The sequence below is a fragment of the Akkermansiaceae bacterium genome (assembly GCA_017798145.1).
GTDB lineage: Bacteria > Verrucomicrobiota > Verrucomicrobiia > Verrucomicrobiales > Akkermansiaceae > Luteolibacter.
In genome coordinates, this window is record CP059069.1 from 3,602,786 (window position 1) to 3,629,083 (window position 26,298).

Genomic DNA, 26,298 nt, shown 5'->3' on the forward strand with positions numbered 1-26,298 from the left:
ACAAATCCTGGCGGCGGATCCCATCCGTCATGCCAATCCAATGCCCAGGCCATGCCATCTCTTCATCCGCGTCCATGCGCTTGCATTGACTCCATTACATTCCGTCCAAACGGATTGGCTGCGCGTTTCGATGGAATTCGCCAAAGCTCATTAAGTGTTCGTGGTTCAAGTTTCTTTCGTCGGCTGCTCCTCGCCACCCTGATCTGCGGTTTCACCCCACTCCACGCCCAAGACCCGTCAGATTCACCCACCGACGCCCCGGAACTGACGGAAGCCGCCGACCTTGCCATAGAGCGCGGCCTCCAATACCTCATCGCCAGCCAGAACGCCAACGGCTCATGGACCTCCAAGGATGGGAACTTCGATGTCGCCGGAACCTCGCTGGGCCTCATGGCTTTCATGGTCAAGGGCGAGTTCCCCGGCTTTGGGCGCAACGGCGCAGCGCTCGACCGCGCCAAGGAATACCTGCTCAAGAAAGCCGAGGAATCCTCCACCGGATATCTCAACGGGATGTATGAGCATGGGCTATTCACCCTCGCCCTCTCCGAGATGTGGGGCATGACCAACAACACCGCCGACAACAAGAGGATCCAAACCGCCCTGGAACGCGCCGTGCAGGTGATACTCCGCGCCCAGAGCCCTCTCGGCGGTTGGCGCTACCAAGCCCGCCCGGATGCGGGACAGGACACCTCGGTCACCGCCATGGTATTCGTCTCCCTCGCCTCCGCCCGCCAGGCCGGGATCCTGGTGCCCACGGAAACGATCGACCGCGTCGTCAGCTACCTGCGCGATCAGGTATGGAACGAGAAATCCGGCGGCTTCGGCTACCAAGGCAATGGCGGCGGCACCCTCGCCTGCACCGGCGGCGGCGCCTACGCGGCCCAACTTTGCGGCATGCGCGACACCGAGTGGGTGCAGGCCGCCATCCGCTACCTCGAGAACAGCCCGAAGATCTTCAACCGCGCGGAGATCGGCCACTACTACTACGCCCACTACTACGCCATGCAGGCGATGGTCCAGGCCGGCGACGAACACTATGCGAAGTGGTACCCGCAGATCCGCGATTCCCTCATCTCCCTCCAGAAGCCCGACGGCTCATGGAACGAAGGCACCGCCGACAAACCCGAGCCCTACCCCCACAAGACCCCGATGTCCATCATCATCCTCGGCACCCCCCACCGCTATATTCCGGTTTACCAGCAGTAGGAATCCGGATCTGCCGTTGGTCTTTGTCCGTCGGTGCAGTGCCACGATGTGACGAAAATCTGTCGTTGCTATCTTTTGGAGGCGGAATTGCCACGCATGGAATCCGCCAGTTGCTGCGCCTCATCGAGAAAAGCCCTGGCGAGCTCGTTGGGCGGGCCGTTGGTGAATCCGCCGAAGAGGATTTCCGGGAATCCCGGTAAATCCAGTGCACGCACGCCGGAGGGCAGGCTGGCACCAGGGACATCGAGAGCGAGGCCGACTCCGAAACCGGAGGCCACATAGCGGGTGACAAGTTCCAGGCTCGCAAGTTCGTAGGCCGGGTACCAGTCGATGCGGCGCCGGTGCAATTCCTTTTGGAAAATCCGGCAGGTGGGTTCGTTTTTCGGGAGTGCGATGAGCGGCATGTCGATGCGATCCTGCCCGAGGATTTGCGAAGCCTCCTTGATCGGCGAGTCGTCTTTCACCAGCAGGATACAGGGAAGCCGGAAAATCACGCGGCAATCCCACTGGGTGGCGACCGTTTCATCGGCCGATGCGAGACCGATATCAATTTGCCGGCTGCGCAGCATTCGCGTGATTTCGTCGATTCGCGCCGAGACCAGGCTGAAATGAAAACGGGGAACGCGCTGCCGCATGCGCTCCATCAAATGCGGGAGGTAGTCGCGCTGCACGATTTCCGGGCAGGCGATCCGCAGGTGATTGGCTCCTCCACCCCGGATGCGCTCGGCAAGTCCGTCGAGATTGCCGAAAAACGGCTCGATGGCATCAAACAGGATGCGCCCCTCGGCGGTGAGCTCGAAAGGGCGCCTTTGGAAGAGGGTTTTCCCAAGGTTGTCCTCGAGCTGGAGGATCTGGGAACTGATCGTGGATTGCTGGATGCCGTAGGGCATCTGCCGCGAAGCGGTGGTGATCCCACCGAAACGGGCGACATGATAGAAGAGTTCCAGGTGGTGGATGTTCATCGACTGATACGATGCGATCATGGATATTTCCCATTAGGGAACAAGCATCGGTTTGATGGATGATGTCTGCATTGATTGCGAACAGCCAACACTCCAGCAAAACCGCCAAGCTTGTTGCACGAAGCCTGTGGCTGTCTTCCCACGATGCCATGCTGCGCAAATTGCTGCCAGGCGGCTCCGTGAAAATCCTGGGCTCGGTGCCGGAGGTGTCAGGCGGTGCGTTTGGGATGCTGTGTCGTTTCACTCCATTCCGTTGGATGTGCGGGTTGATCGAACGGATCGCCCTGCCGGGGATCGCAGCCCATTACCTTGCCCGCAAGGCCTGGATCGAGCGGGAAGTCCGTAATGCGCTGGCAGATGGCCTTCGCCGTGTGTTGGTCATCGGTGCGGGATTTGATCCGCTCGCGGCGCGGCTATCATCCGAGTATCCGGAGGTGGATTTCATCGAACTCGATCATCCTGCGACGCAGAAGGAAAAGGCGAGATCGCTTTTCTCTGGAAATAATCTGCATTTGCTCGGGGTGGATCTGGGGCACGAATCGCCCTTGGGCGCTTTCAGGGAAGCCGGCCCCGTTGCGGAACCGGCCATGGTGGTCGCAGAGGGATTGACGATGTATCTCCGGGAGGAACGCGTGATCCGCTTGCTCCGGGACGCCGCCATTCTCGCCGGCGACGGAGGTAGGGTTCTGTTTTCATTCATGGAGCGACGCGATGACGGATCCATCGGTTTCCAAGGACAAAGCGCATGGGTGAGGCGCTGGCTCGACGCTTGTGGGGAAAGCTTCCTGTGGGGGATGGAGCTTACCCGGATCGGTTCCTTTCTCGCCAAATGCGGACTCGCTCCATCCGAGATGGCTGGAGCCGAGATCCTGCGCCGGGATGTCCTGAAGCCGAACGGCCTGCATGCCCTCCGCCTCGCCCAAGGGGAATGGCTTTGCCTGGCAACACCCAAACGACCATGAAACCAACCCTCTGCAATGACATCCACTCCAAGCTCAATCCGTCGCTTGTCGCCGGGGTGTGTCGCCCCACCACGACCACCGAAGTGGCAGCGGCCATCCGCAAGGCGGCGCAGCTAGGTCTCGCGGTTTCCGTTTGTGGCGGTCGCCACGCGATGGGCGGCCAGCAATTCGGTGCAGGCACCCTGTTGTTGGATCTGACGCAGCTGAACTGGATCGGAACGCTTGATTCCAAGGACGGGATCATCGAAGCGGCTTCCGGGGTGATGTGGCCACAGCTCATCGATGCCCTGCACCGCATGCAGGAAGGCTGCGACCTCCTCTGGAGCATCCGCCAGAAGCAAACCGGCGCCGACAAGCTGACGCTCGGTGGCGCTCTCGCTGCCAATATCCACGGGCGCGGCCTGCTGATGCGCCCCATCATAGATGACGTCGAATCCTTCGCCCTTGTGAACGCAGAGGGTGAAATCCTCGAATGCAGCCGTTCCGAAAACGCCGATTGGTTTCGTCTTGCGATCGGTGGCTACGGCCTTTTCGGCGTGATCGCTTCCGTGCGCCTGCGCCTTGCCCCCCTGCGGAAACTCCGGCGTCGCGTCGAGCTCGTTCCGATCGATCAATTCCTCCCGAAAATCGGAGAACGCATCCGGGAGGGGGCCGTTTTCGGAGACTTCCAGTTTTCCATCGACGAACAATCTCCGGATTTCCTCAGACGCGGTGTGTTTTCCTGTTACCTGCCGGCGGACGAAGCGGAGGAAATGACTGTTCCGAGAGGGCGGTTGGGCCCGGATGACTGGAAGCGTTTGATGAAACTCGCCCACGACGACCGTGCCAGGGGATTTGCCGAATACTCGTCCTTCTACCTGAAGACCGATGGCGGAGTGTATGGGTCGGACACCCATCAGCTTAGCGTTTACGTGGACGATTATCATAGCGGGCTGGATCATGCCTGCGGTGCGAAGATCCCATGCAGCGAGATGATCAGTGAGCTGTATGTCCGCCGGGAGCATCTCGTGCGGTTCATGGGAGAAGCCGCCTGCATGCTGCGGGCGGGTGGTGTCCCGGTGATCTATGGGACGGTTCGCCTGATCCGGCGCGACGAGGAAAGCTTCCTGCCCTGGGCGAAGGAGGATTATGCATGTGTCATTTTCAACCTGCATACCGAGCACAGCCCGGAAGCCATCGCCCGCACCGCAGTGGTTTTCCGCAAGCTCATCGATCTCGCGCTGGGTTGCGGAGGATCGTTCTATCTCACCTATCACAACTGGGCGAGGCTGGATCAGATCCAGCGCGCTTATCCGGATTTCGGGAGGTTTCTCGCCGAGAAGAACGCGCGGGATCCGTCCGCGCGATTTCAGAGCGATTGGTGGCGGCGCTTCGAAAACCATCGGCGAATGAGCGTGATTTCCGCAGTTCGACTCACATTTTTTCACCTCAGGGTCGCAAAACCATGCGAGCTGCCCGCTGAGAACGAAGCCGGTGCGTTTGGACTTGAGCATGAAGCCAAGGCCGCGACGGATCGCGGAGCCTCGCCTGTTAGGAGGGACGAATGGTTCAAGGTCCGGATGCAAAATTCATTCACCCGATGGGTGAAAGCGGTGCGCCGGAGAAAATCCCCCGCAATGATGGCTTTTCCCGGAGTTTCCTTGGGTATCCCTGCGTCTCCTGCGGCGGATCCTACGATAAGGGCGGCCTCCCGCGAAGGAGGGGCCGCCTTGCCAGTTCTCACGGTTGGGCTGGTCAGGGAATGGTCACGACAACCTTGAGCCGGGCGAAGATCTTGCCGTCGGAGGAGAGTGCCGAGCGGCGGAGTTTCACCACGACCCTGTCAACGGCCGTGTCAAAGCCGTCGTCGGTTGTCTCGATGATCACGTTGGTGCCATCGTGAACCGCATCGGTCCAACCGCTCAGACCCGTGCCATGCTCCACTGCGATCGCGGTATTGGCATCGGCATTGGCCGCGTCCGTCCGCCTGAAGGTGAAGATCAGGAAATCAGGGTCGGTGGTGTTGTCGATCGTCGGTGCCAGGCCCGGATCGTCATTTCCATCCGTCGGATTCCCACCTACCACCCATTCGATGCCGGTGGCAAGCCCGCCGTTGTCGAAGTCAAGGTCTGCAGAAGTGTTGCTGAGGCCTGGGAAGCCGCCGGCCCAACCGGCGTAGCCAGGAGGAGGGGTTCCCGTGCCCAAAACGGTCAGTTCTTCTGAAAGCGCGTAGAAGTTGTATCCGCTTGTTGCCGCTCCGTTGAACGATTGCGTCCACCGGCCATCGGAAAAATGGGATCTGCCATACTGAATCGCGGGAGTTGTCGCGTCATCGCCACCCAAAACCTGCGGGGTCGTGGCTCCACCAGCCGCATTGATGACGGCCGTAGCGACTCCGGTAGGGTCCGTGCCCGTAGCGACGTTCGTGAAATCGGGGAAGAGGTTGCCGGTTTCGTCGTAGTTTATGCCTGCGTCAAGGCTTCCATCCCAGAAATCCTCGTAGCTATCGGCGATCTTGACATTCTTGATGTTGAAGATGCCGACACCAGTTCCGGTGGTGTTCGTGTTGTCGATTGCATCGACCGTCAGGGTCGAGCCGATGGCAGTCCAGTTGACCGCGCCGTATCCGGCAGCATTGGCAACGCCCTGAACGAAACTGTTGTAGTCCGCGATGTCGGTGGAATCGGCCGGGCGCTGGGTGCTGGTGATGAAGATGATCCGGTAGGTGTCGCCCTGCGCCCATGCCAGGCCGGTGGCTGGGTTGATCCCTCCGTTCGCGTTGACAATGTCGAGCAATCCGAGCTGGCCAGCCAATTCCGGTGCAGGGTTCACCGTGATGGCAGTGTCATCCGGAAGTGCGGAGGTCGTTTCCAGGAAATTGCCTGACAAGTCTTCGATCACCGCTCCTGCCGCGATCTGGAGAATCAGGCTGCCAGCGCTGGAAGTGGTCACCACCACCTCGTAAACCGCAGGGTTCCCGGTGGCCGAGACGCTGTCAATCGTCACACCGGCCGTTCCGCCGTTTTCAAAGTCGTCCGTTCCGACCGTTCCCGACTTGACCCCTTTGTCGAAGGTGACCGTATAGGTCGGGGTGGAGAACTTGGTCGCAACGATGGGTGCTCCCGAAACGTTGTCATCGATGGACACCAGAACCGGCGGGGCGCTGTCATCGATGACGTTGAGCGTGGTGTCGTCGGGGATGGCCGTGGCGGTGTCCAAGGGGTTCCCGTTCAGATCCGTAACCACTGCCCCTGCGGCGAGCTGCAGGACAAGGGTTCCTGCGCCCGTCGGCGTGACCTTAACCTCGAAGCTTCCGTTGGAAGTGAAGGTGGGGCGGACCAGGTCGATCGTGGCGGTGGCCGTGCCGGCGTTCTCGAAATCCCCGGCATCCAGGGTTTTGGGAGCGATGCCCTCGTCGAACGACACGGTGTAGACCACCGGGCCGGCGTTGAGCAATACGTCTGATCCGCCCTTGTCATCCACGATGGACGAAAGGCTCGGGCTCACGCTGTCAGCCAGGTCAACGACGGTGAGAGGGTAAGAGATGGCATACATCCTGTTGGCCGTGGTGGTTGTGGTTCCAAAACGGTTCCAAACCCGGCCGGGGTTGTTGGCATTGGAGCTGCCGTACGAGGTGTCATTCGGGTTGGTGTCCGCGCTCTTGCCCATGGGCCTGGTGGTGTTTCCTGCGCTGTCGCAGCCGGTCACACAGTTGGCCCCATGAACGTTTGCGCTGTCGCCGAGGCCGAATTGGTTGAGGAAGGGCGAGTAATAGACGCTTTGCGAGGCCACCACATCGTTTCCACTCGAATCCTTGTTGGTGGTTCCGGCAGCCAGGCGAAGGGTATTGTTGTTATCGAACGGGTTGCTCCAGCTGTTCCAGATGTCAGCGTTGTTCCTCGCGATGCAGGTTGTCCCATCCATGGCATAGACCGGATCGCCGGCTCCGCCTACTCCGCTGCCGCCGGTGAGATCGGTCGTTCCCGAGAATTCCTTGACCGTCCTTAACGGGGCGCTTGCATCCGGGAAGTTGGAATCCAGGTTAAGCGTGATCATGGGAGCCCAGTAGGAACCTTGCAGAGCCGTCACCTTCGCAGCCTCGCTGTCCACGAAATCGTAGTAAAACTGGGGATCGTTGGACTCCGTTCTGGTGGTGCCGTCGGTATAGAAAGCGAGGCGGTATCTGTCGCCGACCTTCCAGGCCTCACCCGTGTTCGGGTTGATCCCGCCGTTGGCGTTGAGATCGAGGATGCCCAGCTGGCCGCCGAGGGGTGCGGCGATGTTGACGGTGCCCTCGGCGATGCTTGTCTTGGGGGTCGGCGAGGAATCGTCGGTGACGCGGAGCTTGATCGTGTTGGCTCCGACGCTCATGCCGTAGGTGGTCTGGAGATCGGCGTAGCTGATCGCGGTCGGGGTGGCTCCGGTGATCAGCTCGTCGAAGTCGCCGTCGTTGTCCAGGTCCCACTCATAGGTGGTGATCGTTTGGCCGTCGGAAGGCGAGGAAGCGCTGCCATCCAGGGAGACCGAGCCGCCAATGGCCACGTCATAGGGCCCGCCCGCATTGGCGACAGGTGTGCCAAGCGCGACGGTGAGCTGGACGTCGTCGAAGTCGGTTTCCCCTCCTCCCACGAGAGCCTTGGTGAGAAGGCGGATCTCGAGGGGTTGGCCGACCAGCGCCGCGTCGGCGGCATTGTAGACATAGGAAACCGTGGAAGTCGTGAAGGTGCCTTGGGCGGGCGGGTTGGAGTTATCGTCCTGGCCATTGGTCAGGACGGTGCCTCCAGCCAAAAGCTGCACCGTGTAGCCCTCAAAGTTGAAGGCATTCGAATACCCGACCCTGACGGTGAGCGTGTAGTCCGAATCGGCCGCGAACGTGGCACCAAGCACCTGGGCGAGGCCTTGGCCGGCCGCGCCACCAAACACATAGCCTACATTCGATCCCTCAGGGGCTTCCCCGGTGTAATCTGTGGCGGAAGGATTCCATACCCCCGCATCCACTCCGCCGATGACAGTCCAGCTTGCAGGAGGGCCGTCGATCTGGGTGTCCGCCACCGCGGGATTCTCGAAGCCGGGGTTCTCTATGTTGATCGGCACGGCAGCGAATGCGGCGGTGCTCCAGCCCAGCGCGGCTGCGGTTGCGAACGCGGCGAGGGATGCATGCAGTCTCAGGTATTCATTAGGTTTCATGTTATGTGTATCGATTGGATTTCGAGGTTATGTTTTCAGGGATTCCGCACTCATGGCTTTTCGCAAAAAAGCATTATAAATGAACATCAATCTCAGTACAGCGAGTGGGACACCCTCATGGCAAGACAAATCCTCCGAAACGGTTTCAGGGCGGCTTCGGAGCCCCGGATTACCGTCCCAATGGGCGCCAGAGGGCAAGAACGGCTGCGACTGCATGAAAGAGACTCAGCCGCTTGCTCCGTAAGCTCATCCGTCTCCACCAATATCCCTATGATTCCACTACGCATGCTAACCGCAATCGCTCTTGCGACAGCTTCCATTGCAACCCACGCCACGGCCAAGGAGGTGGTTGAAATCCCGCTCAATGGCCGCGGCACGGCGTTGCTCGGGAAGTATTCCGGGGAGCTGGAATCGCTGCGTTCGTCAGTGCTTGCTTCTGTGCCGGCGGTTGAGGAGGCGAAAAAGACCCGCTTCCAGGAAGCCCGCGCGAAATGGAACGGGCTGACCCAACCCAATGACGAAACCCCGCCCGCCGAGCGGAAGGCTTTGGAGGAGCTGAGGGATCGGACGCAGGCCGAGGGCATTGAAGCGGCATCCGCGCTGCTGGCCGATCTCAGCCCTTTTCTTTCCTCGGATGCGCTGGATTCGAAGCTGATTCGCATTGCCGTGCTCACCCACGCCACCCCTCGCGGGCTTGCCGAGTTCGCCCAAAAAGGTGCCGCACAGGAGAAACTCCTGGAAACGCTTTTCGCCGACGAGGGGCTGATGCGGCAGGTGCTTGAGGCGGGTGGTGCCAACGGCGGGGCGTATGGGGAAATGATGCAGGTTTACTCCGCGATCCTTGCCAAGAGCGAGCGGGCACGCGAGGTGGGAAGCATCTTCCAGAGGCTGGCCCTCGGCACCGCGATCCATATGCCATGGCAGGGTGGGAAACCGGCGGCCGGTGTGCACGGTATCGTATACCGCACACAATATGATATCGATCAGGTCGAACGCTACCTCCACTACGAAAAGGCCTACCTGGACGGCGAGCTGGACGCCGCTTTCCCCGACTTCAATACCTGGGAATGCCGCTTCATCACCGATTCCGAATACAGCAACGAGGATCTGACCTGGATGCGCCAAATGATGCGCACCTACCGCCCCGACCAGATCACCACCGAAGACATGAAATGGCGCTACGTCCGCATCATCAAGGATGACGTCCCCTACTGCAGCACCACGCACGACCCATCGATCGGATCTCCGGCGCAGGAGCAGATCGCCCTAGGCGGAATCTGCGGGCGGCGTGCCTTCCTCGGGCGTCTCTCCACCCGCGCCTTCGGCATCCCGACGCGCGCCTCGACACAAAGCGGGCATGCCGCGATGAGCCGCTGGACGCCCGATGGCTGGGTTGTCGTCCTGGGTGCATGGTGGAGCCAGGCATGGTGCGGGCCGCAGGGTGGGCTCGACTTCCTGCTCGATTCGCAGGCCCGCGAGTTCGGGGACGAATACCAGATCGTGCGACGCGCCCAGTGGATCGGCGATGCCTTGGGCGAGGATGACGTGGACATCGGCCATGGCAAATTTGGCAAGGGCGGCGGGTTCTGGGACGGCCTCGCATTCGTGAAGAAGCAGCTCATCGTCAAAAAGGCCGAGGTCGAGGCGCTCGAACTGGTCGGCGGCATGAAGCTCGGCGAATCCGACGAACTGATCGGCGACGAGGAAGGCGAAGACATCGAGATCCCCGATGCGGACAAGGAGATCAAGGTGGCGGACGACGGCACGATCAAGATCCCTGCCGTCGCGTGCTACTCGCCGCGCAAGAGCTCGGATCGCGTCCTGTTCCTGAAGAGCTGGGATGAAGGTTACCAGCTCCACTACAGCCGTCTCGGCCAGCGACCGGAGCTTTTCAAATACAACATCGAGGTGCCGGCGGAGGGGGAATACGAACTCACTGCGGAGGTGGCCACCGTATCGCTGAACCTCGAGGTGCTTGTCAGGGCCAACCGCGACGATCCTGCCCCATACGCCATCCCCTACACCAAGGGGATGTGGGCGGAATCCAAACCCATGAGGCTGAAACTCTCTGAGGGACGCAACCTAATCAGCGTCACCGCACGCACGCCGAACCGCGGGGTGAGCATCAGGAACTGGCTTCTCAAGCCGGTGAAGTGAGCTGCCTGCCAAAGGTTTATCCAAACTCGAACCCCCATGAAGAAACGCTTCGCCCATGCCCGCACCCTTTTCCTGGGAGCCATCTGCCTGACAATCTCCGGTCTTCTCACCCCGGATGCGGCCGCGCAGGACACGATCTCCAGGCAAACCATCGCCGAACTCGACAAGGCGCTGGCAACCGCCAAGGAGGGCACGTCGGAAGCGCGCCAGCGGCTTGCCATCCGCCGGGTGATCCGGGACGCGGAGAAACTCGTCGAGGGCCATGCCGATTCGCCGAGCCGTTTCCATGCGCTCGGTTTCCAGTTCCGCGCCTACCAGCAACTCATCGCCCTCGATGACGATACGGAGCACCGGAAAGCCCTTCTCGCCACCGCCCGCGAGCTGGCCAAGGCACCTGATGACCTCGCCGAGCTGCGCCTTGAGGCGGATCTTCTCCTTTCACAGGCGGATCTTGCCAAACAAGGTGCAAATGCCGAAACCCGCGCCGGGGCGCTCCGCCCGTTTGTCGCCCGCTATGTTGATACCCCGGTCGGGGCGAAGGTGCTGCGCCTTGCAATGGTCATGGCCCTTGAGCTCGGCGACAACAAGCTCGTAACCGACCTCCAGGAAATGATCGAGGAGCGCTATGCCGGCGATCTCGACATGATCGCCTTCCAGCGCGACAAGCTCGGCGGGCAGGTCTTCGGGGCACCGTTCACCGGCACCTTTGAGAACTCCCAGGGCAAGATGCTCCGTTACCCCATGGATGCGCTCGGGCATTCCACCCTATGCCTTTTCTGGTCCAAGGAAGATGGCGGCGAGGAAATGATCAAGGGCATCGCCGCCGCCTATGTGGAGAAAAAAGAGGAACTCGCGGGACGCCTTGAGATCGTCAGCTTCAATCTCGATGAGCTGCCAGACGCCGGCGAATCTTTGGTGCGCGGGCTCGGGGTGGACTGGCAGGTGCTGCGCCTGCCCGGTGGCAGGGAAAACCCGATCTACGAACCCTACGTGAGATCCGACCCACGGATACTAACCGTGAGCCCCACCGGATACACCGCCATGATCATGTCCGGATCGGAGCGAAAGAGAACGAATTCCGAGGGCGTGCCGGATTACGGGCGCATGTTCGAATCGACGCTTGCAAGGCAGTGGACCCAGCCGCGTTACGTCGAGCAGCTTTCCTCGCTGATGGCCGGCGATTTTCTGATCCTGGATCCCGAGGGTGGGATGGATCCTGCCATGCCCCCCGAAATCAAGGCGCTGGCCGACGCCAAGCCCCTGGCCCGCAACGCGGCGTGTGTGCCCGAGGAAACGCTGAAAGCGATCCAGGACAGCTTCGCCGCCCCTCCCATGCGCTACCGCCTCGCCCATTCAGAGATCCGCGAGGGCTACGCGAAAGCTGCCGGGCTTTGCCGCAAGGCCATCGCGGAACATGCTGATGCACCGGATCTCTGGATCGTCCGCAACCGCCTCATGGTTGCCCTGCTGGGGCTCTGGAAAACCGACGTGGACCTGGCACATCTCGAGCAGGCGATCGCCGAAGCGAAGACGGCGTTGGCGGCGGGTTACCCGCCGGGCTGTGATGTCATCGCCCGCTTCTGCCTCGCCCGCGAGGCACTCCGCCAACCGGAAGCGGACACCCGCCTGGTCATCGGCAAACTGCAGGAAGAAACCGGCGGCGCAGCGGCGCCGGTAAACTCTCGCCGCCGCGGCTCTGCTCTCGCTCGAAGTCGCGGATCGGAAGGGCTTCGAGAAATACCGCGCAACGATCATCAAAGACCACACCGAAAGCCCGATGATGTGGGCATTCAGCGCATTCCTCCTCGATCGCTACCATCGTTACTGGCTGTTCCAGGTTCCCTTCACGGCAGGTTGGTCCTACGGGCGCAGGGAAGCCTATTTCCTCAGCAAAGGAGACACCGAGGAGGCTCATCGCATACTTCAGACGGAGCTGAATGCAGCCGACGGCAAGCCGCTGCGCATCCCCCGTGACCTGGACAGCGAATTCACCCTGATCCATTTCACCGCTCCGCCGCCATGGAGCAAGACCCGGGATGACGGCTTGCCGCCATCACCGGAACGTACGGTGAAATCCCTCGTCGATTTTGCGGCAACCCGTCCGAATGGGGATGTAAAGGTTCTGCTCGCAAGCTTCGGAGGGGATCCCGCTGTCATCCGTGCGGAATTGCTCGCCAGCCGGAGCAAGCTGGACTGTTCCGTCCTTTCCGTCCCGGGAGGACTGGGCAACCCGCTTGTCCACCGGCTCGGCATTTTGTCCGAAGACACCGATTCCAACAGCGTGTTGCTCGATAAGGACGGGCGCATCCTGTCGGCCGTTTCCGGCCTGGTCAGAAGCAAGAATGGCAACCCCCTGGGCAACGTGGTGACATGCCAGGATGAGCGGTTGGTTGGCGCCGCACTCGAGAGGGGCGATATCGAAAAAGCCAAGGCATACATCATGGCGCTGGCCCCACACTTCGATCCCGATGCCGTTGATGACAAGGGCAGGAAACTCAAGGCACCTACCTATGACCTGCCCCACCTGCGTGCCCGTGCCCGGGTTTACCTGGCGCTCGGTGAATTGGATCTCGCCCTCGCCGACGCCCAGGAAGCCGTCCAGCGCCAGCTCGGCACCGATGGCGGCATGAGCCTTCGCACCGACGAGCTCGACGAAACTGAAGCGCTGCGCGACACCATCCTCGGCAAGCTCAAGGAAGCGGAGAAGTAGCGTGGCGAAGGCAGGATCCGCCCGCCATTTCCCGGGTCAGATCCCGAAGACCTTGCCGATCGCGCCGAACACCCCTTCCCAGAGGCGTGCGGCCGGATTGCGCCGGCCACCGCTGACCTGCTGCTGGATGACTTGGCCGGAGCCTTGGAAAAAATCGTCGAAGAGGGCGTTTTTTCCGCGGATGTAGGCGACGAATGTCTCGGCGCGCCTCGGGGAATAATTCAGGTGCGGGCTGAATGCGGCGGTGAGGTGGCTGTTGACACGGCGCCCCGGCAGATCCGGCGAGACATCCTCCACCTGCACCCCGCGCTGTGCGGAAAACACCAGCTTCGCCGGACCATCGACCATGAGGTAGCGGAAGCGGAGGTTCACCCAGGAATGGAGTTTCCGGAAAACCCACTTCGAGCGTATCCTCGGCGGCTGGCCGAGGGGATGGGAGACGGCGACGAGGTAGTGCGGACGGAAGACCATGGATTTCCCTTCCGGGATCGAGACCACGGCCAGCTCCTCGGTGGCGTTCTCCTGGGTGGAAAGCGTGATCTGGCCCGGCTCCGCGCCGATGTTGCGGATCTGCGTGAGGACATACAGGCCGGCGGCGATGCTTGATAGCGGATAGTGCCAGTCCATCAGCCACTTGGTTTTCTTTTCGAAATTCCCCATCGAGCCCTGCAGGTAATCGACCTTGGTCATCATCACCTCGTTCTCCGCGAGGGAAATTCGCTGCGCGGGATGGCTCGGGGTTGCCGTGATCTCGCCGGAGCCGGGGACATCGGAGCCCAGCAGGATGGGCGCGGAGGATTGCGCCAGAGGGGCGATGACGTAGTAGGCGAGCAGTTTCCAGAGAAAAGGGATGAGGATGAGCGCGGCCAGGATCATCAGGGCGTTTAGGGCGAGCTGGCGGAATTGGTTGCGCATCAGCGAGTCCAGGGCAGCCCGCATCCCCTTGATCTCGCCGAGCTGCTTTTCCTTCTCATCGCGCAAAAGCTCCCGGCGTTTCAGTTCCTCCTCGGACTCGCCGCCCTCGATGCGGAGCTGCCGCTTGTCCTGCGCCAAGGCGCTGATCTCGCCCAGCAGCCGCTTTTCCTTCGCATCGATGCGCCTTTTCTCCGCCTCGATCTCATCCTTGCGGAAAAGGTTCATCACCTTCTCCAACCACTCCTCCATCGCCTTCCGTTTCTCATCGAGCTCCCGGAGCTCCTGCGTGCGCCTGTCGATCTCCTCGCCCATGCCCTTCGCGCGTTCCGCCAGTTCCCCGACCAGGGCGCGGCTCTCGCTCAGCTCCGCGATGGCCTTCTCCAGCTCCTTCTCATGGTATCTGACCACCATGGGCGGCACCACCTTGATCACGAAAATCCCCAGCAGGAGGGCAAGGATCACCAGATAGATGACCATTTTCCCGGCCAGCCATGTGATGAGTTGTGCGATGATGCGCGCCATTTCCCCTTGGGTTTACGATATCAGCCCGGGGGCGGCAACAACAGCGCCTTCCGCCTCCACAGCCAGCGCAACTATCAAGGGGAGCCAAACCATGTCAAGCGAGGGCGGGGCGGTTTCCTTGCTGGAACCATGCTTCATTCGGATCGCGCGCCCCGCTCATGGCTCTCAGCATCCTCCCGTCTCAAGCTCTTCCACATCGCGGGAACTGCGGCAATCTCCACGTTAGACACGCGCAGGAGCATTCCTACCGTCTCAAGCTCTTCCACATCGCGGGAACTGCGGCAATATCACCTTCATTGTCCAGGACTCAGAAACCCTGCCGTCTCAAGCTCTTCCACATCGCGGGAACTGCGGCGCAAGAGCCGAGCAACCATAAAACGCATTACTGCCCCGTCTCAAGCTCTTCCACATCGCGGGAACTGCGGCGATTTCCTGCTCCTTGGTCATCCCCTTCTCCCCCCGCCGTCTCAAGCTCTTCCACATCGCGGGAACTGCGGCCCCTTCTGCGGTCGATGTGGGGTCAGCTTGGAACGCCGTCTCAAGCTCTTCCACATCGCGGGAACTGCGGCCAGGAGGGGAACCATGGCTGAAAATGCCACGATATGCCGTCTCAAGCTCTTCCACATCGCGGGAACTGCGGCCTTTCGATCCGGCTTGGTGTTTCTCCCTCAATGTACCGTCTCAAGCTCTTCCACATCGCGGGAACTGCGGCCGCCAAAGCTCTCGACGATGTGGCGTGCTGTCGTGCCGTCTCAAGCTCTTCCACATCGCGGGAACTGCGGCGAACTCATGCTCATCAGACTTGGCTATCACATCGCTCCGTCTCAAGCTCTTCCACATCGCGGGAACTGCGGCGGACGGAAACCTTGTCTCCCTTCCTAGCTGCATCGCCGTCTCAAGCTCTTCCACATCGCGGGAACTGCGGCCAGATCGCTCATGGTCAGATGCGTTTCCGGAAACTCCGTCTCAAGCTCTTCCACATCGCGGGAACTGCGGCCAGATCGCTCATGGTCAGATGCGTTTCCGGAAACTCCGTCTCAAGCTCTTCCACATCGCGGGAACTGCGGCGCTTTCAGCCTCTTCCTTCAGCTGCTTTGGCGTTCCCGTCTCAAGCTCTTCCACATCGCGGGAACTGCGGCCGTTTTGAAGCATGTCGAGAACGGCACAAGATATGCCGTCTCAAGCTCTTCCACATCGCGGGAACTGCGGCTGCGAGCGAGGGAAAGACCCCGCAGGAGGTTATCCCGTCTCAAGCTCTTCCACATCGCGGGAACTGCGGCTCAAATCCTTCCGGTTTCCTCTTCCATGCGTCGATCCGTCTCAAGCTCTTCCACATCGCGGGAACTGCGGCTTCCTGGACAACGCCCTTGAAGGCATACTTGAATTCCGTCTCAAGCTCTTCCACATCGCGGGAACTGCGGCCGGCATCCAGATCACGGAATCGCTTTCCCCCTCGCCGTCTCAAGCTCTTCCACATCGCGGGAACTGCGGCTGCGAGCGAGGGAAAGACCCCGCAGGAGGTTATCCCGTCTCAAGCTCTTCCACATCGCGGGAACTGCGGCTCAAATCCTTCCGGTTTCCTCTTCCATGCGTCGATCCGTCTCAAGCTCTTCCACATCGCGGGAACTGCGGCTGCAGACTTTCACATGATCGCGGATGCCCTCCGCACGCCGTCTCAAGCTCTTCCACATCGCGGGAACTGCGGCCGGTCTGCATCCGGCGGACGGATCGCAGATCCTTCCGTCTCAAGCTCTTCCACATCGCGGGAACTGCGGCGCAAGGGCGTTGTTCTTGTTTTGGAGGGACTGCTGCCGTCTCAAGCTCTTCCACATCGCGGGAACTGCGGCCATTTCCTCATGAGCGAATCTTCGGGGTGCGGGCACCGTCTCAAGCTCTTCCACATCGCGGGAACTGCGGCCGCACGGGGCGTGATCTGCTCCTCCCCTTTGTAGACCGTCTCAAGCTCTTCCACATCGCGGGAACTGCGGCCGACTCGGATATTTCACCAAGTTCGTCCGCAACCAGCCGTCTCAAGCTCTTCCACATCGCGGGAACTGCGGCCATGCTCCGCACCGATTGCATCCGCCTGCTGCAACCGTCTCAAGCTCTTCCACATCGCGGGAACTGCGGCGGCTGTGCCCGGAACGAAGTCCAACACCACGGTTGCCGTCTCAAGCTCTTCCACATCGCGGGAACTGCGGCGCGCAGCTTCTCCCCAAACTGGTGAAGTCATACTCCCCGTCTCAAGCTCTTCCACATCGCGGGAACTGCGGCGACGGCGGCTATCTCGCTCACCCAATTCACGGCCCCGTCTCAAGCTCTTCCACATCGCGGGAACTGCGGCCCAACGTGGTATGCCGAGATGGTGGCCGCTGTCGACCGTCTCAAGCTCTTCCACATCGCGGGAACTGCGGCCATGGGAAAGGGAAGTAGAGTCCGAGCGGAGTCTTCCGTCTCAAGCTCTTCCACATCGCGGGAACTGCGGCCCTGATTCTCTACGTTCTTTGCCGATATCCTGGACCCGTCTCAAGCTCTTCCACATCGCGGGAACTGCGGCCGCGACGATTAACGAGAACCTACACCTTGCCGATGGGCCGTCTCAAGCTCTTCCACATCGCGGGAACTGCGGCAGCGTTGGGTGCGGGCGGGTGAGGGGGAGGCGCTGCCGTCTCAAGCTCTTCCACATCGCGGGAACTGCGGCCGATTATGAAAGATTCGTCAAGATCGGTGAACTCCGTCTCAAGCTCTTCCACATCGCGGGAACTGCGGCTTAATGACCCCGCGGGCTATCGCATCAGCAACGATCCGTCTCAAGCTCTTCCACATCGCGGGAACTGCGGCTCAGCCGATGCGGTTGCGATGGAGGCGATACCCGCCCGTCTCAAGCTCTTCCACATCGCGGGAACTGCGGCTTCCGCTTCCAAAACGCTTTACCTCAACAGCCCTTTCCGTCTCAAGCTCTTCCACATCGCGGGAACTGCGGCATACAAGGACACGCACGAAAACCGCCGCAAGCTCCATCCGTCTCAAGCTCTTCCACATCGCGGGAACTGCGGCCGGAGTTCAAGCGCCGCCACGATGCCGTCGCAGACCGTCTCAAGCTCTTCCACATCGCGGGAACTGCGGCGCTACAAGACCGGGGGATGTGCTGGCGAGGCGCTCCGTCTCAAGCTCTTCCACATCGCGGGAACTGCGGCAATCTGGAGGGTTGTATCCGATGGGGTCTTGCCGCTCCGTCTCAAGCTCTTCCACATCGCGGGAACTGCGGCACGGGGTGGGCAGCAATACGCAGCAGGATGAAACCCCGTCTCAAGCTCTTCCACATCGCGGGAACTGCGGCTCAAGGGTGTGCTGCTGGTCTGCGGTGGATGCGCGCCGTCTCAAGCTCTTCCACATCGCGGGAACTGCGGCTCGATCTTTTCTGCGGTTATTTCCCTGCCTCTGACTCCCGTCTCAAGCTCTTCCACATCGCGGGAACTGCGGCGCGTTAGCTTTCGCCGCAAGATCGGTGGTCAGATTCCGTCTCAAGCTCTTCCACATCGCGGGAACTGCGGCCACATATTCTACTGTTCAAGCCAATAGTGCTAGCTGCCGTCTCAAGCTCTTCCACATCGCGGGAACTGCGGCGCCTCCACGGATGGTCGCAGCGAGGCGATCCTGACGCCGTCTCAAGCTCTTCCACATCGCGGGAACTGCGGCGAAGCGTTTCATATCTTAGTGGAAAGCAGTGATTCCCGTCTCAAGCTCTTCCACATCGCGGGAACTGCGGCGGCAACATGAAGGTTCAAACAAGAGCAAGGAAGAACCGTCTCAAGCTCTTCCACATCGCGGGAACTGCGGCCCCGGTTTGGAGAAGCAGGTGCCCGAGGTCGTTGTGCCGTCTCAAGCTCTTCCACATCGCGGGAACTGCGGCTCGGCGCGGGGATCGAGCTTGGCGCGGATCTTCTCCCGTCTCAAGCTCTTCCACATCGCGGGAACTGCGGCTGCGGGGTTCTGAGGGTGTGTGATTACCTTGGGTAGCCGCGCCTTTTGCGAGCGCCGCTGCGTATTTGTGTCCCGGTGATGCGATCCGATGCCGAAAACGTGACCGCAAAGCCTTTTACTAAAAGGTTCGCGAGCGCGTTCCGGCTGGTGGTGGGGCATCGCAGCTCTCGCGATGTCAAAGAACAAGTTAAACCCAAGGACGGATGGGAGAAAGGTCGGTGGCGACGTAGCCGGGAAGAGAAAAACAATTCCTAATGCCCCCATCAAGTCAAATGATGGTGACCCGTGATCTTTCCGTATAGGGCTGGCCTAGGGATTCGATGCGGAAGGGGGAGCTTGAAGATTCCTGTCCCAGCGAGACGAAGAGGATCTGGTCTTCATCGTGATTGATCAGGATGTGGAGGGCGGCGCGCAGGTTCGCGAGACGGAGATCGTCGAGGGGGCACTCGAAGACGGAGTATTGGATGCGGGAGCCGAAGGACTCGCAGGTTTTGGCGACCTGGCGGAGGCGTTTCGGGTTCGCGATGTCGTAGGAGACGAGGTAGCGGGTGCGGGGCATGGGGCTAAGCTTTGAAACGGCGACCGAAGATCGCCGCCACGTTTATCGGGTGGTGAAGCCGTAGTAGGTTTGCGCATCGCCCCGGAAATATCTCCATAGCTGGCGGGTCTGGACATCGAGCATGCGGCGGTAGGACATGCGGTAGTCGAATTGGGGATGTTTGACTTCGGTATCAAGACGGCGGAACCACGCGCGCCAGAATTGCCTTCGCCCGGAGTCTCCCATGAAGACGCCTTTGGAGGTGTGCTCGAAGTCATGGGTGCCGAGTTCCTGACGGTTGAGGAGTGAGAGCGCGACGGAATCGGCGATGAGCGGGCGGAACTCCTCCATGAGATCAAGCGCGAGCGCGGGGCGACCGTAGCGCGGTTGGTGAAATACCCCGATGAAGGGATCGAGTCCGACGGCGTGGCAAATGCCGGTGAGTTCCTTGGCGAGGATCGAATAACCCTGGGAAAGGAGAGCGTTGAGGGGGTCATTGGGAGGGCGGCGGTTACGGCCTTCGAAGTCGAAGTTTTCTCCTGCGGTGCCTTTGAGCATGGTTTTGAAATGGCGGAAGTAATGGGCGGCGGCGGCCCCTTCGATACCACGCAGGGAATCGAGATCTTTGGCATCGGGGCATTGGTCGCGGAGGTCGGCGAGTTGCTTGAGGATGAGGTCGGGAGGGGAGCCGTTGCGCATGAGGAGGACGCGCTGGTTGTGGATTTTCGCGCGGATCATTTCGCGGGCGATGGGCAGGCGGTGCTGAGGGGAGTTGAACAGCCGCGCCTGGCCGAGACGGGCGTCGATCCCGGATTGGGGCAGTCCGGAAGTGGTGCCGAGGAAGCGACCGGCGGGAGAAAAGTAGGCCACGGGTATGCTCCTTTCCAAGAGGGAGTGGATCGCTTGTGTGCTGGTCTGGACGGCGCCATACAGATAGACCGCTTGGATTTGCTCGATGGGGTGTTTGGAAACGGTTTCCTCGTTGAGGCGGACTTGGATTTCCCCGCCCCGGCAGCCGAGGTAGGCTTTCGCATCTTGAATGACGATGATTTCCCCCTGGTCGCCGGGAGGGCGGGGCGGCTCGGTGGTCTTCGGGGCTTTCGAGGTGCCCGACCAGAAAGCGGATTCGTTGGGCAGGCAGATGGAGTAGGCGGAGCAATGGAGGCAGCGGGGATCATCGAGCAAGGGCGGCGGGCATACGCCGGAGGCCGCGAGGGCGCGGGCTTCTGCGAGGGTGTCGCGGACGGTTTGGAAAAGTGAGTCGGTGAGAGGGACGGGGATGCGGGATTTTTCAGCGGCGTAATAGACCGAGGCTTTCTTGATGGGCATTCCGGCTTCGGCGAGAAGCATCGCGTATGCGGCCAGTTGGAGGCAGTCGTTTTCCTTGGCGATTCGGTGGTTGTTTTCGTCGCGGCGTGCGGTGCCCTTTTTGTAGTCGATGATTTCCCTGCCGGATGCGGTGTTCTCTATGAGGTCGATGACTCCGCGCAGGCCGAGGGTTTCGGATTCCAGGGAAAGGGAGCGGAGGGAGGAGCGCTCGGAGGGATCGAGGTTTTCTCCCCAGTGGGAGGGTTTGTCGGTGTTGCGGTGGGTGTGAGAACCTGCGGCGGTATCTGCGTCCTCCACCCAAAGATCCTCGACCCACTGGAGGTAGAAGAGCCGCTTGCAGTAGGAGTAGTTGTGCAGGCGACGGACGGGCATGGGAGGATGTTCCGGATTCATGGGGGATTGACGGAGTTGGTTCAGTTGACTAAGTTTTCCCCATGCAGGTTACGATCCATGAGGCGAAGACACATCTTTCGCGGCTGATCGCCGCTGTGGAGAGGGGGGAGGAAGTGGTCATTGCGAGGAGGGATAAACCGGTGGTGGAGCTGCGAGCCGTTGAATCCCCTGCAAAAATCAAGCGTTCTTCGGGATGTGGCGTTTTGGCCGGGTATTTCAGTGATTCGCTCATCGAGCGCCTCACCAACGATCCGGAACTCGACAAGCAAATTGAAGAAGACTTCGAAAGCTTTGTGGAAGATTGGAAATGAAGTTGCTCTTTGACACCCAGGCTTTCCTCTGGTGGTGCTTGGTCGCCCCGCAGATGACCCCTGCGGCTCTCGCAGCCCTGGATGAGGCCGAGCAGGTGTTCCTCTCGCCAGTGACTCTCTGGGAGATCGGATTGAAGGGCAGCGGAAGGGGATTTGATTTTGATCTCCCAAAGGATTGGGAAACCGTGCTCCCCGCCCATGCCGAACGCTACCAGATCTCGTGGCTGGCGATATCGCCCCGTCATTGCCGTTTGATTCAGGATTTGCCCTTCCATCACAGAGACCCCTTTGATCGGATGCTCATCGCACAAGCTTTGGAGGGAGGCCTGTCCGTGATAGGCTCGGATGAGCAGTTTGAGAAATACGGGGTGGAGAGGATTTGGTGAGGGGTTAGATGGGGATTTCGTCGGACAAGCCCCAAGCTTCCAGCCGGCGCTGATTGAGTGCGGCGCAGCGGGCGTAGATGGCTTGGTTCACGGCAGACCAGAGGGCGAGGCCGGAGACCAGTGGTTGGCCCTTCAAGGAGGCGCGATCATCGAGCAGATTGCCGTCCGGTCGGACGAGGCCATCTGGTTCGTAGAAGAAATTCGGGGATGCGCTTTTGGCGAATTTCTTAGAGATAACCGAGGTGATTTCGATCTTTCCGGCGTCCTTGAAAGCGGCCTTTTCACGGGCGTTCTTTTGCACGGCAATGTAGTTGCCTTTCTCCATCTTCGCGCGGACACGGCGGTGAATGGCGATGCAAGATGGTGCCGCGACGGCGCGAAGGCCTAGATTGATCGCGGCGTTCACATCGGATTGGATCGGGTTACCATCGCGGGCTGCGAGGAAGAGTGGGCCGCCTGCAACGGGGAAGTACAGGGTGCGTGGTTTCTTTCCTGACGCGATGCGGGCAGAATTTTCCTTGGAGATGATTTCAAATTGTTCGAGAATATCTTTTGCAGCCAATGCACGGATCCTATCGGCTTTGCCCGCGGGTTGCGTGGTTTTTTCGAGAGAGGTTTTTTGATAAGGTTCCAGTTGGTGAAGTTCCTTGAGTCTTGCTCCGGGCTGGCCGTTGCGGAAATGGAAGCGCGAGGAGTAGGCGGGTGCGATCTCCAGGACGGGGATACCGAAAGGCTCTTCTGCGAGCATCTTTAGCTTGTCTCGGACAGCGCGGTGCGCCCATTTCATCAGACGCGAATTTTCCGATGGGGCGCGACCTTGGCTGGAGAGGTAGCGGGAGAGATCCTCCATGACGATGAAATCGACGGGTTCCCTGCCTGGGGATTTTTCATATTCGCCGTGGATGTCGCGGAGACTGCGCTCGGCTTCCGGAATGCTGTGGGCTTTCAGTGAAACACCGAGGGCTTTCGCGAGGATGAGGTGAGCGGTCTGGTTAACACGCTGCTCTTTCATCCGGTCGATTTTATCGAGGAGGTTCTGGCAGGGTTCGCCGGATTCTCGGCCTTGGTCTTCGCGGCCGAAGTTCGCGGGAACGTGCGCTACCTTATCGAGCGAGCGGTTGTAGCGGAGGAAGAGGCGTCTTAGGTCTTCGAGTTGCTCAAGGCGCGACATGGAGAGGCCGCGCTGGCCACGGATTTTCGGTGTGGCATCCATGAACGGGACGGGGGTGAGATTCCCGTAGGGGCTTTCGCCGCCGCGGTCGATCCATTGCCAAATTTTACCGCGCAAGGGTGCGACGGAGTTTGCCAAGTTTTCGAGATGGGTCTGTAGTTCGTGACGCAAAGCGGCGAACAGGTCGGCGGAGGCGTTGCGGAAATCAGGGATGGTGGTCTCGGTTAGGAGCGGGATGAGGGCTTTGACTTTTTCGTCTTCGTAGTGCGCGAGTTCAGCAACCTGGCCTTCGATGACTTTCTTTCGTTTTTCGGGATCCTGGATTTCGTGTGCCTTGAAGCAACTCCAGCGATGGTAAGCGGCAAGGCGGCTGAGGCGGCGATTTGCGATACGGAGGAGCTTGTCATTCAACTCGGGGAGGCTGAGATCGCCGTGGGGGCGTAGCCATTCGGTGGCTTTTTCGATGTCTAGTTTTTGGGCAAGGCTGATGGCGGCAATGTATTCTTCCGGGCTGGGCATGCGTCCGGTTTTACCGGATTTTTCACGTTCCCATTTCCCCTTGTTCTGGATTTTCAGGTCTTCTCCTGGGAGTCGGTACATTCCCGAGTCGATGACGGTTGCGAACCACTCGCGGATGCCGTCAGAGCCGATGGGGATGACGGGTTTGTTGGTATTGGCCTGATGGCAGGTAACTTTTAGTAGTGCCCATGCGCCGGCGTTACGCTGGCCGAGGTCGTTGGATAGGATGGTGAAGCCGTGCTCGACGATACGGGGGTTTTCCCACCAGCGGTTCTTCTTGGTCGCGTCCCTCTCTGTGCCCGGCCAGTGGAGATGGATGGATTTGTCTTTGGTGCCATTGAACTGATTTTTCCAAAGGGCTGACTTTCCAAGGAATTGGTGGAGAGGCTCGGCATCCAGGGAAACGGGGAAGTTCAGGAGGTGTCGGATTTTTCCATCGGCATCGCGATCCGGCATGAGGGATACGGCGCTATCGAAGGCGGCGGCTTTCTCCGGTGCGGGGAGTCCGAGGGCGGCGGTCATAGGCTGGAGCCATTTTGATTCCGCTCCTCCGAGAAGTTCATCGCGGCGGAGTCGAGGGGCGGAGTAAAATATGCGGACTCGCGTTTCTTTGAGGTGCGTGCCTGTCTGGAAGGCGATGGCGGTTTCCACGAAATGGCGTGAAGGAGCGTCCCCTTCGCCGGGGATTTCACCCAGTTTCACCTTTGCGAGTTTGTCCCCTAGGTCGGAAAACATGAAGAGCCTGCGTGAAAGATCCGGCTCGGCAGGGGTGAGCTTGATGGGGAGGCGAAAACGTTCAATTTCGCGTTCCAGCCGATGAATCTGGATAGCGGCTCGAAAGATTGCGATGCTTTGTGCGGACTTCTCCTGTTCATCTTCGTCGTCGGAAACTTTTTTTCCGGTCTGCCAGAGGGGGCGGTAAGTTTCTGTGCAGAGCAGGAGGAACAGTTGTACGGATCCGATCTCTCGCTTGTTTTTGTCATCGGCTTGGAATTTTTTTACCACCTTCTCCAGTTCCTCGGTGCTTGCTGTGAATTTTTCCTTTTCCCAGAGTTCGATGACATCGCGCAGGCCGCGAACGGAGCCGGTGCTGATCTGCCACTCGCCTTCGTTGAGGTTTCTGCCGAGTTCTGTTTCGAGGTCTGTGATCAGTTTCCATTTTGCCTCCCAGTCCTCGCGGCTTTTCCCGTATCTTGAGGGTGCTGCGACTTCGGTGTCTTCATCGCCGGATTTCGGGGCTTCGTCGGTGCGCCAGAGGAGGAAATCGCGCTCGTGGATGGCGCGGTGGAGTTTCTCTTCGCGTTCGATGGTTTTGAGATTGAACTGGTTGAGTGCTTTGAGGGCTTCCTTGAAGGCGGCGATGTCGAATTCTTTCCAGACGGGAAGGCCTTCAGATGCCGGGTTCCAGATCGGCAGTGAGGTAAAAGCCGGGAAAACGTAGCCGCGATTTCCACGGGCGAGTTTGATGGGATCGTCACCGAGGGAGCGGAAGAGGCTTTCGTCGTCTTTTTTGGCGGAGACTTTTGTCGCTTTGGGTGCCTTGATCCCGAGGCGTAGGAAGCGGCGGGTGAGTTCGCTGGGAAAGTGGATGAAGGTGATCGCCGAGAAGGTGAGATCTTTTGCGGCTTTTCTGTTTTTCGGTATGGAAATCTCATCGGGAAGCGTGGCGATTGCATCACGGTAAGCGGAGAGTTGTGTGGCCGGTTCCACCCCGAGATTCTCGAGAGCTTCGGTGAGGCGCTTGCTAGGATTTTCCAGCATCGATAAGAGATGGGAGATGGCTTCGTGGAGGCGCGCTTTAGCATCATTGCCTTTGTAGAACTTGCCGGGTTGGAGCTTCACACCCGCCCATGAGAGATCCATTATGGCGGCGATGGATTCGAGTTCAGCTTGGGAGGGTTCCGAATGAAGAACATTCGCGAGGGTGTCGGAGCCGGAAGTCGATTCGAGAGATGAAGCGCTGTAGTCCCAGGTTGGATTGGTTTTGGGATCGCAGAACCGCGGGAAATATCCGCGTCCTCCCTGCTGGATGGCCGCGTCGCCTCCGCATTTTGAGAGCAGAAGGGTGAGGGAGACCATGCGGACATTTTCCGGGGCTTCATTACCTGTGAGGATGGCTTTGAAGCCTTCCCCGATCGTGGCGTTGGTTGGTAGCGCGGGAAAAGTCCTTCGGAGAGAAGCCCTAAGTCCGGATAGTGGTGATTGGTTGCGAGGATGCTTTTCCCAGGAGGCGTCCAAGCGAACGCGAAGATCACGAATGACGCGGCTCGGTGATGATTTGTCCGCAAGTGATCCGAGGGCGAGCAGGTAGTAGTTCACGGCATCTTGGAAGATGCTGTGGTGCTTCCAGAGCGGGCAAGAGAGGGGATCGCCGATGGTTGATGTATGGGTATTGCCCTCCGAATCGATGATTTCGAGGGATTTGGCACGGCCTTGGTAGATGCGGTTCATGGGGGCTGATTGGTGAAGTATGAATTTCCGACGATGTGTTAGATTGACGGGTGGAATGCGTGAGTCGAGGTGAAAGACTGGGATGATTAGATGTTGAGTGATGTTTGCGGACGATCTGGGAGGGTGTGGGCGTAAGTTGGCACTTGGGATTGTGGCTTCTCCGAGAATGGAAGGCGGTTGTTTTTTTGTCGGGCGGTCAGCGCGCAGGCACTTGCCCTGAATCACGCGCAGACGGCGGGCTGGGGCTTTCGTTTTGCCTTGGCTTTGCGGGGAGGCTGGGAGCTTTGGCCCGGTTTGCGGAAGCGGGAGCTGTTCCAGGGGATGGGTTGTCCGTTGAAGAGGACGCGGAGGCCGGTGAGGAAGAGGCCTTGGTTTCCGTCGGGGCTGTGGCGGACGGCGACGACGTGGTAGGCGGTGCCGGGGCGGAGCGGGCCGTCGGGGAAGGAATAGGCGGAGAGGGGGATGCCGGGCGGTGCGCAGAGGGGGCGGGAGAGGTCGGTGTTGTAGGCGACGGCTTTGTGGCCGGGGCGGAATGTTTGCATGGGTGTGCCGGGGTTTGTTTCAGGGGGTCATTCGAGGGTGAAGACGCCGGTGGGTGTGGGCGTAGAAGGGCATG

General features: G+C 60.1%; 15 protein-coding genes and 1 CRISPR repeat array. Of the genes, 8 read left to right on the forward strand and 7 right to left on the reverse strand.

Features of this window, described 5'->3' with window-relative positions; translation table 11 throughout:
• Window positions 1-114: 114 nt before the first annotated feature.
• The gene (locus HZ994_15465; GenBank protein ID QTN33648.1) at window positions 115-1,206 is read left to right on the forward strand and encodes a hypothetical protein; all 1,092 of its coding nucleotides are present in this window, start codon (window positions 115-117) and stop codon (window positions 1,204-1,206) included.
• Window positions 1,207-1,274: 68 nt separating this feature from the next.
• On the opposite strand, the gene HZ994_15470 is transcribed toward HZ994_15465, so the two are convergent.
• Window positions 1,275-2,189, reverse strand: coding sequence for a LysR family transcriptional regulator (locus tag HZ994_15470; protein QTN33649.1), 915 nt, complete (start codon window positions 2,187-2,189; stop codon window positions 1,275-1,277).
• Between the two features lie 128 nt (window positions 2,190-2,317).
• On the opposite strand from HZ994_15470, the gene HZ994_15475 reads away from it, so the two are divergent.
• Both HZ994_15475 and HZ994_15480 read left to right on the forward strand, forming a co-directional pair.
• Entirely contained in the window at window positions 2,318-3,130 is an 813-nt protein-coding gene (locus HZ994_15475; GenBank protein ID QTN33650.1) for a class I SAM-dependent methyltransferase, read from the forward strand.
• Window positions 3,127-4,890: an FAD-binding oxidoreductase gene (locus HZ994_15480; protein ID QTN33651.1), complete on the forward strand. Its 1,764-nt coding sequence runs from the start codon at window positions 3,127-3,129 to the stop codon at window positions 4,888-4,890. The genes HZ994_15475 and HZ994_15480 overlap by 4 nt, the downstream gene beginning before the upstream one ends.
• Here the strand turns inward: HZ994_15480 and HZ994_15485 are convergent.
• Window positions 4,865-8,296 carry a hypothetical protein gene (locus HZ994_15485; GenBank protein QTN33652.1) on the reverse strand — a complete coding sequence of 1,144 codons (3,432 nt, stop codon included), beginning with the start codon at window positions 8,294-8,296 and terminating at the stop codon, window positions 4,865-4,867. The two genes, HZ994_15480 and HZ994_15485, sit on opposite strands and share 26 nt — an antisense overlap.
• Before the next feature lie 285 nt (window positions 8,297-8,581).
• Between HZ994_15485 and HZ994_15490 the strand changes: the two genes are divergently transcribed.
• From HZ994_15490 to HZ994_15500, 3 genes are all read left to right on the forward strand, one after another.
• Window positions 8,582-10,453: a hypothetical protein gene (locus HZ994_15490; protein ID QTN33653.1), complete on the forward strand. Its 1,872-nt coding sequence runs from the start codon at window positions 8,582-8,584 to the stop codon at window positions 10,451-10,453.
• A gap of 36 nt (window positions 10,454-10,489) precedes the next feature.
• Window positions 10,490-12,427 (forward strand): hypothetical protein, encoded by a 1,938-nt coding sequence (locus HZ994_15495; GenBank protein QTN33654.1) that lies wholly within the window; start codon window positions 10,490-10,492, stop codon window positions 12,425-12,427.
• Window positions 12,428-12,521: 94 nt separating this feature from the next.
• Window positions 12,522-13,163 (forward strand): hypothetical protein, encoded by a 642-nt coding sequence (locus HZ994_15500; protein ID QTN33655.1) that lies wholly within the window; start codon window positions 12,522-12,524, stop codon window positions 13,161-13,163.
• 36 nt (window positions 13,164-13,199) lie between these two features.
• Here the strand turns inward: HZ994_15500 and HZ994_15505 are convergent, their stop codons facing one another.
• From HZ994_15505 to cas1, 3 genes are all read right to left on the reverse strand, one after another.
• Entirely contained in the window at window positions 13,200-14,600 is a 1,401-nt protein-coding gene (locus HZ994_15505) for a hypothetical protein (protein ID QTN33656.1), read from the reverse strand.
• Between the two features lie 176 nt (window positions 14,601-14,776).
• Window positions 14,777-18,584: direct repeats of the CRISPR family, unit length 36 nt; unit sequence CCGTCTCAAGCTCTTCCACATCGCGGGAACTGCGGC.
• Window positions 18,585-18,852: 268 nt separating this feature from the next.
• On the reverse strand, window positions 18,853-19,143 hold the full coding sequence (gene cas2, locus HZ994_15510) for a CRISPR-associated endonuclease Cas2 (protein QTN33657.1): 291 nt from the start codon (window positions 19,141-19,143) through the stop codon (window positions 18,853-18,855).
• Window positions 19,144-19,185: 42 nt separating this feature from the next.
• Window positions 19,186-20,844: a CRISPR-associated endonuclease Cas1 gene (cas1, locus tag HZ994_15515; protein ID QTN33658.1), complete on the reverse strand. Its 1,659-nt coding sequence runs from the start codon at window positions 20,842-20,844 to the stop codon at window positions 19,186-19,188.
• 41 nt (window positions 20,845-20,885) lie between these two features.
• Between cas1 and HZ994_15520 the strand changes: the two genes are divergently transcribed.
• Window positions 20,886-21,155: a type II toxin-antitoxin system prevent-host-death family antitoxin gene (locus HZ994_15520; GenBank protein QTN33659.1), complete on the forward strand. Its 270-nt coding sequence runs from the start codon at window positions 20,886-20,888 to the stop codon at window positions 21,153-21,155.
• Window positions 21,152-21,541, forward strand: a complete 390-nt coding sequence (locus HZ994_15525) for a type II toxin-antitoxin system VapC family toxin (GenBank protein ID QTN33660.1) — start codon at window positions 21,152-21,154, stop codon at window positions 21,539-21,541. The genes HZ994_15520 and HZ994_15525 overlap by 4 nt, the downstream gene beginning before the upstream one ends.
• A 4-nt stretch (window positions 21,542-21,545) precedes the next feature.
• On the opposite strand, the gene cas12b is transcribed toward HZ994_15525, so the two are convergent.
• Both cas12b and HZ994_15535 read right to left on the reverse strand, forming a co-directional pair.
• Window positions 21,546-25,682, reverse strand: a complete 4,137-nt coding sequence (gene cas12b / locus HZ994_15530) for a type V CRISPR-associated protein Cas12b (GenBank protein ID QTN33661.1) — start codon at window positions 25,680-25,682, stop codon at window positions 21,546-21,548.
• A gap of 221 nt (window positions 25,683-25,903) precedes the next feature.
• A complete protein-coding gene (locus HZ994_15535) occupies window positions 25,904-26,224 on the reverse strand; it encodes a hypothetical protein (GenBank protein QTN33662.1) in 321 nt (106 codons plus the stop codon).
• Window positions 26,225-26,298: the final 74 nt, after the last annotated feature.

What these genes read in the sequence shown, in the direction of transcription:
- HZ994_15475 (QTN33650.1), top strand. Translation starts at nt 2,318, where the DNA reads ATGCTGCGCAAATTGCTGCCAGGCGGCTCCGTGAAAATCCTGGGCTCG.
- HZ994_15525 (QTN33660.1), top strand. Translation starts at nt 21,152, where the DNA reads ATGAAGTTGCTCTTTGACACCCAGGCTTTCCTCTGGTGGTGCTTGGTC.
- HZ994_15505 (QTN33656.1), bottom strand. Translation starts at nt 14,600, where the DNA reads ATGGCGCGCATCATCGCACAACTCATCACATGGCTGGCCGGGAAAATG.
- HZ994_15520 (QTN33659.1), top strand. Translation starts at nt 20,886, where the DNA reads ATGCAGGTTACGATCCATGAGGCGAAGACACATCTTTCGCGGCTGATC.
- cas1 (QTN33658.1), bottom strand. Translation starts at nt 20,844, where the DNA reads ATGAATCCGGAACATCCTCCCATGCCCGTCCGTCGCCTGCACAACTAC.
- HZ994_15495 (QTN33654.1), top strand. Translation starts at nt 10,490, where the DNA reads ATGAAGAAACGCTTCGCCCATGCCCGCACCCTTTTCCTGGGAGCCATC.
- cas2 (QTN33657.1), bottom strand. Translation starts at nt 19,143, where the DNA reads ATGCCCCGCACCCGCTACCTCGTCTCCTACGACATCGCGAACCCGAAA.
- HZ994_15470 (QTN33649.1), bottom strand. Translation starts at nt 2,189, where the DNA reads ATGATCGCATCGTATCAGTCGATGAACATCCACCACCTGGAACTCTTC.
- cas12b (QTN33661.1), bottom strand. Translation starts at nt 25,682, where the DNA reads ATGAACCGCATCTACCAAGGCCGTGCCAAATCCCTCGAAATCATCGAT.
- HZ994_15535 (QTN33662.1), bottom strand. Translation starts at nt 26,224, where the DNA reads ATGCAAACATTCCGCCCCGGCCACAAAGCCGTCGCCTACAACACCGAC.
- HZ994_15485 (QTN33652.1), bottom strand. Translation starts at nt 8,296, where the DNA reads ATGAAACCTAATGAATACCTGAGACTGCATGCATCCCTCGCCGCGTTC.
- HZ994_15480 (QTN33651.1), top strand. Translation starts at nt 3,127, where the DNA reads ATGAAACCAACCCTCTGCAATGACATCCACTCCAAGCTCAATCCGTCG.
- HZ994_15490 (QTN33653.1), top strand. Translation starts at nt 8,582, where the DNA reads ATGCTAACCGCAATCGCTCTTGCGACAGCTTCCATTGCAACCCACGCC.